Genomic DNA, 13308 nt, shown 5'->3' with positions numbered 1-13308 from the left:
AGAACATTCGTAGAAAACTAAGGGTCATTTCACATGATCATTATTTTGAGAACACATTAGTAAATTTTTTTCTTGACAGCAGTTAGCTGGTCTACCCATGATAACAGTTGGAGTGGTATCTAGGGTCTGTGGGCGATTCATGAATCGCCCCTACCAATGTGTACAGTATCTCATAGGGATCGGCGCTCTCTGTCGTTTCGCGGTTTTTGAATCACTATCTTTTTCGGAACGATGGGGCTGTCGTTCCCTACATAAAACATGATTTTCTGTGATTTGTAGGGTTGGACGACCCTGTCCAACCGTTATTGTTGCGTCGCATTTATCTACTTTTGCGACACTCCCATTTGTTTTTGTTATTACATTATACCGCAGGCTTACCTATTCTCCAAGATAGGTATTTACCCTTCTCTGTATCAGTTCTGCAGTTACTTCCGCTGATTTATCCCCGTTGAAGAACGCTTTTGCTTCATCCCGAATGATATTGTCGATATTCGGATCTGCATTGGCATAAGTATTCAACTCTGAGATAAACTTGTCTATATAGTCAATATCCGCTTGAGTCATGGCTGCCGGGTTTAATGAAATTTCGCCGGGGCCCTCCAACTTCAACCTTATTTTCATTTTCATGCCTTTTGATGTATCTATAGCCAGCTTTGCTTTCTGCTGCTGTGCAGTTCTGTTTATTGGGAAACCACCAACAGATACATTGTCTTCACCACCTGATGCTCCAGGTTTCCCTTGCGACCCCTCTTCCCGCAATGCCTGTGATTGGATTTCATCGGACAAAAGCACCTTCAAAAATTCCCAGGCTATTTCTGTATGTTTGGAATTCTTGTTTATGGCATAAAGCGAATTTGTCGTAAAGGTCCTCAAACCGGAATTGCCTGCAGAAGGAATATTGTAAAGGCTTAAATGGTCATTAAGTGCAGATTTCATAAACCAGTACGTAAAATAATCATCGATGCTGCATGGATAGAAGACTATCGATCCTCTGCCCGCAGCATCCAATATCGAAACCGTATCTGTTTGTACATTGCTGTTGACAAGCTTTTCATCACCAAAAGCCTTCACTGTATTCAGCAGGTCTATGAAGCCCTCGGAAGCAAAGCTGGCATTCTTGTTATCAGCGTCAATGTAATTTCTGTAGCTGCCGCTGGTAAAGAGTTTCAGCATATCCATAGAGCTTACGCCCGGTAATGCCGCCCGGTTACCCGCACCGGCTCCGTCCTTCTGAGTCACTTTCTCCGAGGCTGATTTGAAATCATTCCATGTCCAGTGACCGTCATCAATTTTTATTGCTTCCTGGTCAAGTATCTCCTGGTTTGCCATCATAACATTGAAGGTAAAGCTCGTGGGTAGAACATACAGGCTGCCGTTGGTTTTCATTGCATCGAAGACATTGGTGTAATATTTACTCATATCAAAGCTGCTGTCTTTAGCTATCAGCTCACCTATATCAGCCAGTATATTCCTATCAATATAGTTCTCAAAGGGCAACCCGGCAACGGATATGATGTCGGGCCCATTGCCTGACAGTATCTGCGTATTCAGGTTTTTCACATAGGTTTCATAATCACTGTTTGGATATGTCTGAATATCTAATTTATACTCAGGGTGCTCCTTCTGGAACTTGCTTGCTGCCATTTCAAGCTGTCTATTGGCCGCAGGAACTGATACAGTAATTACTTTTTGATCTTGAACTGTATCGTCTCCGTTCTCCTGAGAAACCTTTTCAGTTGCCCTCCCACAAGCAGATAAGCCCATTGCAAAAATTATTACCAATAACAAACTTATAATTTTTTTATACATTTTTAACACCACTTTCCTTTCTTGTTATTATAAAATTTACATATATAAATGCCCATGCTACTAAGACACCCTTTACATCCGTTCCATACGGCAAGCCTGACAAGAAAGCTGCCGCAGTCAGAATTCCCATTGAAAGAATGAACAACAAACCTAATACAGGTATAAGCTTGCTGGAATTCATATTCAATTCCTTAAGCTCCCGGAGCCCTTCATAAAAAAGCAGGAATCCCAGAATGAAGGAAATGCAGAAAAACAGGTTCAGGAGCATATCGGAGGCATTAACAATCAGCTCGGCCTGGGGTGCTACATAGCCCCTGTTTTGTATGCCTTCTTGAATAGCAGCTTTGATCAGATCCGAATAGTAAGAAATATTTATCAACTCATCCGGAATATTCTGCGGTGGAATATAAAGTGTGAATCTGATCCCTATCCAGATGAGCACAATTCCCGTTAGTGAAAGTGCCATTTCAAGGATGCGGAACCCTATTCCCTTCAGATTGTGTTTAATTACATTTGAAAAATAATCCGTCTTACACCTATCTCTGATTAGAAAATATATCTCTTTGATTAAGTTTTTTACATGTGACAGCAATATGAGCATCGATGCAATTCCCAGAATAAATACCAGCAAAAGCGGTTTCTGCTTCATTAATGCAAGCTTAAGGTTATAGTCACTGATATTGTAGCTTGAAGGATCCTTGCCTATTTGCCTGATTGCAGCCGAAACATCGGTGGTATTCTGATCCAGGGTATTGGCATCGGCTGTTTTTATTTGAAGATCGGTAATACGTGCCGTAGTATCAAGCTCCAACATTACCGAAGCAGGTATGTATACCTCTGGCAGGCCGTCATCCGTCAATTTTCCTATGATTGAATCCTCCTTCTCCATAACTCCTATGATTCTGAAGGCTGCACCGAATATATCAATAATCTTGCCAGTAGCATTCTTTGTTCTAAAAACATCCCAGGCCAGCTCCTCATCGATTATAGCAACCATTGCCCCCTCTTCTTCCTGTTTTTGTGTAATAAAGCTTCCTTCTTCCAAAGACAGACCACTAAACATCGGATACATATAATCAGTACCGATCAGCCTGAAAGGAAAAACCATACTGCCACTGGATACCGAAGGGTCAACAAGACTGGATCGTGCAGTATAACTGATATACTTTGTTGAAAGCTCTTTCTTAAGTCTTTTTATATCATCAATGGAAAAAGAATTCTTTCCCTGTAGGTCTGCCTGGTTTTTACCAGATACCAGCACCTTTTGCATGGAATAAATGCCGTTTAACCGAGCACACTGCTCAACCAATGCTCCACCCAATATAATAAATGAAAGCATCAGCAAAATTCCGAAAAATGTCAGAACCCATACAGCTTTTCGTCTTTTCATCATACCAGCTCCTAATTGGCAATCATAACGGGCGAGCCGTCATCTAATGGCTTATCACTGTCTGAGACCACCTTGTCCATAGTATTTATACCGCTCAGAATTGCAGTCTTTGCATTGTCTGAGTCACCGATGCTGACAGACACCTTTTCTACATAAAACTCTTTTCCAAGGGGACCTTCCCTTTCCTTAAGTACATATACGAAGTATCCTTTATTGTCCTGCCCCACTGCGGAATTAGGTACAAGGACATTATAGGAACCGATGCTCTTTTTGATATCAGCGGTACCGACCTCTCCTCCTATTAACCCATCCGATGGAATATCTATTACTATATCCTTTTTTACTCCAATCTGCTGCTGATTATCGGTGATCTGACTCACTCTTCCTTGCATGGTTGTATCATTTAAAGAATTTATCGATATTTTGGCTTCATCACCCGGTTCAAGGTATTCTGCAGCGCTTATATTTACAGTGGCTACAAATTGGAATCCCCCACCGGTGTCCGCAATTCTGTATAGCGGTTGGGAAGCATTTGCCGTCATACCCGCTGAATAATGCAGCTCGGTGACCACCCCATCGCAGGGGGCCGTTACTGTGCTCATGTTCATTTCTTTGGTAAACTCGGTTATTTTCCGCTCCGCCATACTTATATCAAGCTTCGTGCTTTCTATATCTCTTTTATTACTGCTTATTGCTTTATCCTTATTATTTTTTGCTATCTCATAGTCCAGCTTGGCATTATCAAGGTTCGCTTCTGCATCAGTCAGATTCATTGCAGTTATAGCACCTGCTTCATAAAGAACTATGCTGCTGTCGTAGTTTTTCTGGGCCTTTTCTACATTCTGCCGTGCAATTTGAACCGCTTTATCCAGACTCATCATGCTTTCCGGCGAACCGGCTTCCATGAGTTCTTCAAGATGCAGCTTTTTCTGAGCATACTTATCCAGCTCATCCTCCAATTGATTTTCTATATCGCTTGTATCAAGGGTCAGAAGCGTCTGCCCCTGTTTTACAGAGTCTCCTACATCGACCATAACTCCTGTCACCTTCATGCTGTTGCTTACATACAGGTCCTGGGTAGTATTTGCCTTTACATTGCCGGTACCTGTAACCTCCTTGATCAGTGCCCCGCTTGCAGGTGTTTCATATGTTATCTTCGGCAGTGTGAAGTTGTTTATGGTTCTTGAGAAAAAGGTTAAGGTAAGCATTACTGCAATAAATATAACCGTTGCCCTTCCTGTTATCTTTCTTCTCTTGATATTCGCATCATCTACTGCGCTCATACTCAATGCCTACCTCCAATTCCAATTTCAATAATCTTTACTTTTATGCCATAAGTAGCTGCGTTATCAGCCTTTAAGTCCTGAAAGCTGGATCCCTTGAACCAGATAATTCTCCCCATATAGGAAAATCAACAGCATCGGCAGCATATATATGGCAGATGCAGCAAAGGCTATCCCCATTTCGCCGCTATTGATGCTTGACAAATAAGTTGACAGTGGATGCATATTCACATTCTGCAGGAAAATAAGCGGCTGCTCCACCATATTCCAGTTGTCTATGAAAACCAGTATTGCAAGTGCCGCGAGTCCCGTTTTCGACATTGGCAGAATTATACTGAAGAATATCCTTAATTGGCTGGCTCCATCTACTTTCGCCGATTCTACATATGCATCCGGAATGTACATCATAAACTGTCTCATTAAAAATACACCGAAGGTGCCGAATATTCCGGGAAGTATAATTGACCAATAACTTCCCAAAAGTCCGAGTTTATCAGCAACGATATAATTGGGGACCAAGGTCACCTGGAAGGGCATCATCAAAATAATGATATATGTAAAAAACAACTTGTCGCGAAAAATGAACTCCAGCTTCGCAAATGCATATGCAGCCATGGATGAAACCAATATCTGCCCTAATATTATAGGAACCACTATTATCAATGAGTTCCAGAACTTGATAAGGAACTGTGTCCTTTTAATGAGAGCCGTATAGTACTGTGACAAAGTTACAATGTCGGGTATCAGCTTTACATTGGCATACTTGCCGGATAAGATACTGTCCCGCTTATCCGGATTGCTTGAAGTTACCATACTGTAGCTGTTCTCTATCTCCTGCTCGCTCATAAAAGAATTGGTAACCGTCAGTACCAGAGGAAAAAGGAATACTACAGCTATAGCAAGCAATACAACTGATAGTACTGCCTTTCCAAGTTTTCTCTTTATTTGCTTAGTAGCCTGCATAACTTTATCAACCTCCTATCGTACTGCTGATTCTTTTCTGAATTCTGAATAAGAACAGTACAAGTATGTAAATGACAACAGCCATGATAAATGCAGCTGATGTCAGCATCTGGTAATCCAGGGATGCAAATTTGTTATTCATATAATGCTGCAACATGTAAATGCTGTCATGAGGATATGCCCCGGAAATCAGATATATCTCCCTGAACACCTTGAATGAATTGATTATAGACATTACGAATACGAAAAATGTAGTAGGTGTCAGATAAACCAGTGTGATATTTGTAAACTTGTGCCAATTGCTCGCTCCATCGATGTCAGCCGCTTCGTAATATTCCAGCGGTATATTTTGAAGGCCTGCGAGAAACAGTACCATATTATACCCGGTGTTCTTCCACAAATAGACTATTACGACTACAAGCCTTGCATATTCAGTCTTCATCCAGTCTATTGGCGATAAGCCCAAGGAAGAAATAAGGGCATTTATGGAGCCGTTAATATCAAACAATATCTGCCATACCAGAACTACCGATGCCACCGGAACCACCAGGGGTATGATAAAACCCATACGTATAATATTCCTGCCGTAAATCCTCCTGTTAAGCAGCAGAGCAAGCCCAAGAGAGAACAGAATATTGAGAGGAACTGCAATTGCTGTAAAAACCATGGTGTTATATCCGGCCTTTAAAAAAACAGCATTCCTCAAGAGATCGATATAGTTTGCCAGCCCAACGAAGCTGCCACCCACCGGACTGTCTACGAATGAATAATATAACCCGCCTACAAAGGGTACAAAGAAAAAGATCAAAAACCCGATAAGACTTGGTGCAAGAAAAAATAGTGCTGTTTTGTTATTATATTTTTTTCCTATCTTTAATAATGCTGACATCCTCCATCCTCCTGCGGTATAATTCACTTCTAAGTCATATGCCTTACTTTAATCAACCATATGAAGCTTTCTATTACGACTATTCAGATAGTCATTTTATGAGTTTATACTATCAGTTTACTTAATCAAGGCAGTCTTTGTTTAAATAATCACTTAAGGTTATCTTAAGATTTCCTTATGAACCCCTTATCTTTTTAGATACTTTGTATATACCGTGAATGCGTCCATAATGTGAAACTGTTCCGTATAAGGATTGCCTTCTGCACCTGCGGTAACCAGAATGTATTCAGTCCCATTTTTTTCAGTCAGGCTAGCTAAACAGAGTCCAGCTTTATCGGTATATCCCGTCTTGCCACCGAGCACTTTCCCCCCATCGAATTCATAGGTATCTATTTTTTTTGATAACGTGCTGGTAAAAGTAATGCCACTGGAGTGCAAATTTGTGCTGGCGGTAGAATAGCATGCAGAGGTAAAAATCTGACGGAATGTTTCATTTTTCAGCGCATACGCAAGTAGCACCGCCATATCTTTTACCGTCGTATAATGATTATCATCGTGAAGACCTGATACGTTCGTAAAATGAGTATCATCCAGCCTAAGTTTTTTTGCTTTCTTGTTCATCAGTTTTACAAATTCATTTTCTGATCCAGAGACTCGAAGGGCAAGTCCCATGGAAGCATCTGCGCCAGAAGGCAGTAGTGTTCCATATAGCAGATCAACTGCAGAGACTTCCTCACCAGGTAAAAATCCGGCCATAGAAGCATTCGCTTTGTATAAGTCGGGAAATATCTTTTCTTGAAGGATAATTGACTCTTGCAGATCAGCAATATTTTCAATGGCTACTATGGCAGTCATGATTTTCGTAAGGGAGGCCGGATAGATTCTTTCTTCACTTCTAGTTTCGAAAACCACTTTCTGATCCTTCAGGCGAATCAGCATTGCATATGGACTATGCAGTTCCTCCTTTGAATCGTATAGACTAATCTGTTCCTGATCTGGAGGTATGATGTTTTTGGATTCTGAGTTCGATAACGGACTTCTACTGTCTTCAGCCAGCTTGTCCTTGACAAAGGGTAAAAAATTAAAGACCATTTTATAGGCTGTAGTCATCAGAAACATTGTAATCAAAATCAAAATACATATCCTACCGTAATTAATTTTTCTTCTTCTTTTTCGACACATAAAAACAACTCCTTTTCATAGTCTATTTAACCACAAAAGAAGGAGTTGTTTTTTAATTTTACCTTATCGAAATCTTAAGATTTACTTATCGATCTCAACAATTTGATACTCCATTGTTCCCAATCCTATTTTTTCTGCATGTATCAGTGATGGTCTTCCTTCTTCAAAAAGTTTTTTCCCGCTGTTTTTCTGAACCAAGTCCAGGCATGCCGTATCCAAGGCAACGGGGTCTTTTCCTGCAAGAATACCGATATTACCTACAATTGGTTTCATAGGTATACCAGCACAGTCACACTCTTCGGTAATGTTGTGAACGAAGGTAATGTATATGATATCCTTATCTTTTGATGCTCCATAGGCATACTCAGAAAGTTTCTCAAGGAAATGGGAGCCTCCCCAGGTGTTTTCAATTGCACCTTTAGGACAAACCGCAATACATCCCGCACAGCCAATACATTTACTCTCATCAATTACTGCAGTATCTGGAGTTTGGATGGCACTATAGTTGCATTTATTCACACAAATACCACAGGATATACATTTTTCAGCATCTACTACAGGAGATATCCCAGAATGCTGCTCTAGCTTTCCACTTCTAGCAGCAAAACCCATAGCAAGCTGTTTTAGAGCCCCACCAAATCCAGCTGCTATGTGTCCTTTGAAATGGCTCATAACAATAAATTGTTTGAATGACCCATATCCCTTACCTATTTTACATTTGTTGATATAGTCTTTATTTATTTCTATTTCATCATACTCTGTTCCAATGTCTCCATCTGCTATTATAATCGGAATCCGTGTGAAGCCATGAGCCTTTGCCGTTTCAATATGAAGTTCTGTGGTAGTCCTTGAGCCCCTATACAGTACATTGGTCTCGATATAAGCTGGAGATACTCCCTTTTCTTTCAGATAATTTATGGTTTCATCATAGCAATTTGCAGGTATAAAGGTTTTATTTCCTTTTTCACCAAAATGAACCTTTATAGGTACTTCTTTTTCAAATCTATGCCCGGTTTCTGATACTATTTTTTTCAAAAGTTCCAAAGCATCTTTTCCAAGCATATTATAATCTGATTCTGAATTTTTAATAAAATATACTTTACTCAAGTTAAAACACCTTCTTTTATAAATTTTCTCTACCAAAATTGCAATATATAAACCAGGTCTACACTTTCTTATTTTAACTTACTATATTCTTCATCCGTTATCGGTTCACACCATTCATTACTTGCACCTTCCTTCGGAATGGATAATAACAGATGTGCAAATGCTTCATCACTCACTGCACCATGCCAATGTTTAATCTCCGGTGCGATGTATACTACATCACCACTTTTCAAAAGCTGTGCTTCTTTTCCAGCCTCTTGATACCAGCCATGCCCACCCACACAGATCAGAATCTGCCCACAGCCATGATGAATATGCCAATTATTACGGCAGCCTGGTTCAAAGGTAACATTAAAAATACCTACTTCCTTATCATTTAAGAGGCTCAAGTAACTCTTTCCAATAAAATATGATGCAAACGCTACATTTTCCTCACCTAATGCAAAGTCAGATACCTTTTCTAGTTCGTTTCTTTCCATATGATAGAGCTCCTTCCATTATTATTCTGTTAATTGCTCAGCGTATACTTCTTTCGCCATAGAAAACGCTGCCCATGCATTAGGCCATCCTGCATAGAACGCAAGATGGGTGATGATTTCTGCCATTTCTTCAGCGCTAACACCATTATTCTTTGCATTGGCAATATGATATTTTAGGGAATTATCAAATATCCCTTTTGCCATGAGAGCTGTTACAGTAATAATGCTCCGATCTCTTAATGGTAATTTGTCCTCTCGCGACCAAACCTCTCCAAAAAGTACATCATCATTTAGTTCGGCAAATTTTGTCGCAAACGATCCAAGAGCATCCCTTCCTGCCATCTGCTTTTTCATCGCTAATCTTTCCTCCAATTCCTAAATTGCTTTCCATTTCATAAATTTAATATTGTTCTATCAACGTAAGGGCAATATTCATTTACATATTTTCTGCAAAAAATGATTCTAATCTATCAAATGGAATTAAATCTGTTCTATCATAAAGATCTACATGTCCAGCATTAGGAACCACATACAGCTCTTTGGGTTCAGCAGTCATTTCGTATGCATCTTCACTAAAATATCTAGAATGTGCATGTTCGCCAATGATAAACAAAATCGGTCTAGGGGAGATTGATTTGATATAGTTCATTAAAGGGAAATTCATAAAGGACATAGCACTTGTTATCGTAAATGCACCTATTGAATTCGGATGAAACCCACGCTTCATTGCATAATATCCAAAAAACTCACTTGCAATAGGGTCTAATCCTTCAGGTATCTTATCAGCAGGCTCACTAGGAAAAGCTGGAGTTAATTCTGGATTTTCGTTTACAAAATCTTTCCAACGCTGCTCACCAAGGTGGTCCAGCATTTGGTTGCGCTCTTCGTCGGTCATGCTATCTTTCCATCCGTAGCGCATCACTCTACTCATATCGTACATGCTCACGGTAGCAACAGCTTTGATTCGCCTGTCAACCTGAGCAGCAGTACAAGCAAAACCTCCACTTCCACAAATACCAATAACCCCAATTTTACTTCTATCTACAAATGGACGAGTTCCTGCATAGTCCACCGCTGCACTGAAATCCTCAACAAAGATATCTGGCGATGAAACATGTCTTGGTCTCCCACCACTTTCTCCGTTATAGGATTCATCAAATGCAATACTTACAAAGCCTCGCTGTGCCATCTCTTGTGCGTAAATTCCAGCACCCTGTTCCTTAACTCCACCATAAGGCGTGCCAACAATAAGCGCAGGATATTTTTTAGATATATCCAACTCCTTAGACAGATACAAATCAGCCGAAACAGTTATTCCATATCTGTTCTTAAATGAAACCTTTTCGACTGTCACATTCTCACTGATGGCAAAAGTTTTTTGATTATTATTGATCATCTTAATCACTCCATTGAATTTTTACTTTGATCATGTTAAACTATAACCAACTTGTTCAACTTAATTCTACAACTTAAAGTTAACTTTAAGTCAAGAGCTTTTTACAAAAATATTTTTTAAAACCTGATCTTGGAGGAGAAATTATGATCTATACAGTCGGTGAAGTGGCAAAAAAGCTCAATATTGCTGCATCAACATTAAGGTACTATGATAAAGAAGGTTTGCTTCCATTTGTGGAACGCTCTAGCGGCGGCATTCGTATGTTTAAAGATGAAGATATGTCTGGATTGAGGACAATTGAATGTCTTAAAAAAACTGGAATGCCCATAAAAGACATTAAACATTTCATGGATTGCTGCATTGAGGGTGATTCCACAATCGAAGAGCGTCTTTCCATCATGAAATCACAAAGAGACTCAGTCATCGAGCAGATAAAAGAATTACAGGAAATGCTTGATATGCTAAATTATAAATGCTGGTATTATGAAACCGCAAAAGAAGCAGGAACCTGTGCAATTCACAATCCTAATAATGTACAGATAGAAAAAATCCCCAAAGAATACCATAAGTTTATAAATGAAAAATAGGACCATTGATAATAATTCTTATATAAAAAGTACTCTGTAAACTTCAAAGTCGAGAAATTACAGGGTGCTTTTTATCTCAAAATTATATCTCTACATCTATCTCAACACCCGACTTGAACTCAACTCTCGTAATAGATAACTTTGCCCTGTGGCATAGTTGACCACATATAATTCTAAATCGATCATATTTCCTTTTGGCAATCACCCATACTTTTACTGAGTATCGGGTCGTTCGGTAAACCGAGCACACCCAGCCCAACAGGAACCTTCAAAATCACAGAAAAAGCACCTAATCCTGGTGGCGTATTCGGCACCCGTTGGATGCGCTTCTATAAGGGCTATGGCATCCACGACACCAACAACCCCGCCTCCATTGGAAAAGCTGTTTCTAACGGCTGCATCCGTATGCACAATCAAGACGCAAATTATGTTTACAGCCTTGTACCCATCGGCACAGAGGTTAACGTTGTAAGTTCACAAACCACAGATCGCTACTATGTGGTTCAAGCTGGAGATACTTTGTTTAGCATTTCTCAAAAGTTAGGTGTAAATTATGATGCCCTTCTAAGGGAAAACAACATCACTGATCCAAATATGATTTATGTGTGTCAAAAACTTTTGATTCCTAGATCGAAATTTAAAAGAAGAAGGGCAAGCTTGTATTAACTTGCCCTTCTTCTTTTTATTAGATAAACAATACGTTATCTATCGTCATAGATCTGCCTCTTAATATTTAAGTTTCCATAAAATAGTCTCTGCTTTTCACTATTAACCATAGGGAGATCATTTCCAAAATATTATTAAATTATCATTGTTTATGGTAAGATTCACCATACCGCTGCAACTGCAGTTTTTATATAAATAATACGAGTTAATAAGAATCTTATCCTTTGACTCTAGAATAACTTAAGCCTAGCAGCACGGCAAACGAAACATCCCCATGTCTTCTTTGCTTAAAATCTTCACTATCCAATCCATAGATGTTAAATATATATCCGTCCCTATTTGTATATACATACATATCTTGTGCGATGGCGGTTTTTAATATCAACCTTCTATCAATTATTTGATTACTTAGGTTTCTGTCATAATGCCACCATTAACATGCAGCACCTGTCCAGTTACAAACGAGGAATCATCTGATGCCAAATAAATGTAAGTTGGTGCAAGCTCAAAGGGCTGCCCGGCACGTTTCATCGGAGTTTCCAGACCAAACGTTTTCACATATTCGGCAGAGTAACTGGATACAATAAGTGGAGTCCAAATCGGCCCTGGCGCCACGGCATTGACCCTGATACCTCTTCTTGCCAATTGCAGCGACAAAGAACGAGTGAATGATACAATCGCACCTTTTGTCGAGGAATAATCGACAAGCAAAGGGGCACCTGCATAGGCGGTTACGGATGCCGTTGATATAATGGAACTTCCCGGCTTAAGATGGGGAAGCGCAGCCTTCGTCATGTAGAAATGTGGGAAAATGTTAGTTGCGTACGTATCCTCTAACTGTTCATCAGATATGTTCAATATGCTTTCTTGTGGAAACTGAACACCTTGGTTTAAAACAAGTATATCAAGCGCCCCGTAACATTCCAGCGTTCTTCTTACAACTTCCTTAGAAAACTCAGGTTGTCTCAAATCTCCTTCTATCAGCAGAATGCGTTGTCCGTAAGACTCAACCATTTCCTTGGTCGCTTCAGCATCCAAGCGTTCGTGAGGCATGTACGTAATAGCCATATCAGCTCCTTCTTTAGCGAAGCCGATTGAAACTGCACGTCCGATGCCACTGTCACCCCCAGTGATGACAGAAATTTTTCCCTTCAATTTACCGCTTCCCTTGTACTCAGGATTATCTGATATCGGTATCGGGCACATTAAATACTCTAGCCCGGGTTGTATTGGCTGATGCTGTGGTGGAAAAGTAATTGGCACCTCCTTACAACGTACCTCTTTGTTAAAATAGGGATACATAGGAATCATCATGAACCCTCCTTTTTTCTATTCAACTACAGGATATTCACACAATTCCGATAAGTGCCTGTATCCCCTGGAAATACAAGAACTGGGACTCAAACATTTTCAACTGCATAATATATAACAATACAAAAATATATTGGGGGGATTCATTTGATTTATTCTTGCCCTATATATGATCAATGGTTTAAAGGCTCTGACATACGAACGAAAGCTGCAGTTACTTATGGTAAGGTTCTGCGTGACGGCAGC

Annotated in this window: 14 protein-coding genes; 2 read left to right on the top strand and 12 right to left on the bottom strand. The window is 39.9% G+C overall.

The features are described from left to right. Window positions 1-378 precede the first annotated feature (378 nt). From HNQ80_RS02055 to HNQ80_RS02010, 10 genes are all read right to left on the bottom strand, one after another. On the bottom strand, window positions 379-1788 hold the full coding sequence (locus tag HNQ80_RS02055) for an ABC transporter substrate-binding protein (RefSeq protein ID WP_243182896.1): 1410 nt from the start codon (window positions 1786-1788) through the stop codon (window positions 379-381). Between the two features lie 13 nt (window positions 1789-1801). Continuing rightward, entirely contained in the window at window positions 1802-3199 is a 1398-nt protein-coding gene (locus HNQ80_RS02050; protein ID WP_184307628.1) for an ABC transporter permease, read from the bottom strand. 11 nt (window positions 3200-3210) lie between these two features. Then, window positions 3211-4482, bottom strand: a complete 1272-nt coding sequence (locus HNQ80_RS02045; RefSeq protein WP_184307687.1) for an efflux RND transporter periplasmic adaptor subunit — start codon at window positions 4480-4482, stop codon at window positions 3211-3213. A gap of 66 nt (window positions 4483-4548) precedes the next feature. Continuing rightward, on the bottom strand, window positions 4549-5445 hold the full coding sequence (locus HNQ80_RS02040) for a carbohydrate ABC transporter permease (protein WP_184307626.1): 897 nt from the start codon (window positions 5443-5445) through the stop codon (window positions 4549-4551). 7 nt (window positions 5446-5452) lie between these two features. Beyond that, the gene (locus tag HNQ80_RS02035) at window positions 5453-6334 is read right to left on the bottom strand and encodes a carbohydrate ABC transporter permease (protein ID WP_184307624.1); all 882 of its coding nucleotides are present in this window, start codon (window positions 6332-6334) and stop codon (window positions 5453-5455) included. A gap of 186 nt (window positions 6335-6520) precedes the next feature. Then, window positions 6521-7516: a D-alanyl-D-alanine carboxypeptidase family protein gene (locus HNQ80_RS02030; protein WP_184307622.1), complete on the bottom strand. Its 996-nt coding sequence runs from the start codon at window positions 7514-7516 to the stop codon at window positions 6521-6523. A gap of 81 nt (window positions 7517-7597) precedes the next feature. Then, window positions 7598-8623, bottom strand: coding sequence for a DUF362 domain-containing protein (locus HNQ80_RS02025; protein WP_184307620.1), 1026 nt, complete (start codon window positions 8621-8623; stop codon window positions 7598-7600). A gap of 68 nt (window positions 8624-8691) precedes the next feature. Next, entirely contained in the window at window positions 8692-9102 is a 411-nt protein-coding gene (locus HNQ80_RS02020) for a cupin domain-containing protein (protein WP_184307618.1), read from the bottom strand. A gap of 21 nt (window positions 9103-9123) precedes the next feature. Then, window positions 9124-9456, bottom strand: coding sequence for a carboxymuconolactone decarboxylase family protein (locus HNQ80_RS02015; RefSeq protein WP_184307616.1), 333 nt, complete (start codon window positions 9454-9456; stop codon window positions 9124-9126). 82 nt (window positions 9457-9538) lie between these two features. After that, the gene (locus tag HNQ80_RS02010) at window positions 9539-10498 is read right to left on the bottom strand and encodes an alpha/beta hydrolase (protein ID WP_184307614.1); all 960 of its coding nucleotides are present in this window, start codon (window positions 10496-10498) and stop codon (window positions 9539-9541) included. A 143-nt stretch (window positions 10499-10641) separates the two neighbouring features. Between HNQ80_RS02010 and HNQ80_RS02005 the strand changes: the two genes are divergently transcribed. Together HNQ80_RS02005 and HNQ80_RS25795 are read left to right on the top strand one after the other, a co-directional pair. Further along, on the top strand, window positions 10642-11085 hold the full coding sequence (locus tag HNQ80_RS02005) for a MerR family transcriptional regulator (RefSeq protein ID WP_184307612.1): 444 nt from the start codon (window positions 10642-10644) through the stop codon (window positions 11083-11085). A gap of 177 nt (window positions 11086-11262) precedes the next feature. Then, complete coding sequence (locus HNQ80_RS25795; RefSeq protein ID WP_330602721.1) at window positions 11263-11751, top strand: L,D-transpeptidase family protein; 489 nt, start codon at window positions 11263-11265, stop codon at window positions 11749-11751. 217 nt (window positions 11752-11968) lie between these two features. On the opposite strand, the gene HNQ80_RS25545 is transcribed toward HNQ80_RS25795, so the two are convergent. Then, a complete protein-coding gene (locus HNQ80_RS25545; protein WP_207726812.1) occupies window positions 11969-12106 on the bottom strand; it encodes a hypothetical protein in 138 nt (45 codons plus the stop codon). Window positions 12107-12159: 53 nt separating this feature from the next. After that, complete coding sequence (locus HNQ80_RS01995) at window positions 12160-13062, bottom strand: SDR family oxidoreductase (protein ID WP_184307608.1); 903 nt, start codon at window positions 13060-13062, stop codon at window positions 12160-12162. Window positions 13063-13308 lie beyond the last annotated feature (246 nt).

Source organism: Anaerosolibacter carboniphilus, assembly GCF_014205875.1.
Taxonomy (GTDB): Bacteria; Bacillota; Clostridia; order Peptostreptococcales; family Thermotaleaceae; genus Anaerosolibacter; species Anaerosolibacter carboniphilus.
This window is presented reverse-complemented; position numbering and strand designations above follow the sequence as displayed.

Coding starts and splice junctions, on each gene's coding strand:
- HNQ80_RS02050 (WP_184307628.1), bottom strand. CDS start 3,199: ATGAAAAGACGAAAAGCTGTATGGGTTCTGACATTTTTCGGAATTTTG.
- HNQ80_RS02045 (WP_184307687.1), bottom strand. CDS start 4,482: ATGAGCGCAGTAGATGATGCGAATATCAAGAGAAGAAAGATAACAGGA.
- HNQ80_RS02040 (WP_184307626.1), bottom strand. CDS start 5,445: ATGCAGGCTACTAAGCAAATAAAGAGAAAACTTGGAAAGGCAGTACTA.
- HNQ80_RS02035 (WP_184307624.1), bottom strand. CDS start 6,334: ATGTCAGCATTATTAAAGATAGGAAAAAAATATAATAACAAAACAGCA.
- HNQ80_RS02030 (WP_184307622.1), bottom strand. CDS start 7,516: ATGTGTCGAAAAAGAAGAAGAAAAATTAATTACGGTAGGATATGTATT.
- HNQ80_RS02020 (WP_184307618.1), bottom strand. CDS start 9,102: ATGGAAAGAAACGAACTAGAAAAGGTATCTGACTTTGCATTAGGTGAG.
- HNQ80_RS02015 (WP_184307616.1), bottom strand. CDS start 9,456: ATGAAAAAGCAGATGGCAGGAAGGGATGCTCTTGGATCGTTTGCGACA.
- HNQ80_RS02010 (WP_184307614.1), bottom strand. CDS start 10,498: ATGATCAATAATAATCAAAAAACTTTTGCCATCAGTGAGAATGTGACA.
- HNQ80_RS02005 (WP_184307612.1), top strand. CDS start 10,642: ATGATCTATACAGTCGGTGAAGTGGCAAAAAAGCTCAATATTGCTGCA.
- HNQ80_RS25545 (WP_207726812.1), bottom strand. CDS start 12,106: ATGTATGTATATACAAATAGGGACGGATATATATTTAACATCTATGGA.
- HNQ80_RS01995 (WP_184307608.1), bottom strand. CDS start 13,062: ATGATTCCTATGTATCCCTATTTTAACAAAGAGGTACGTTGTAAGGAG.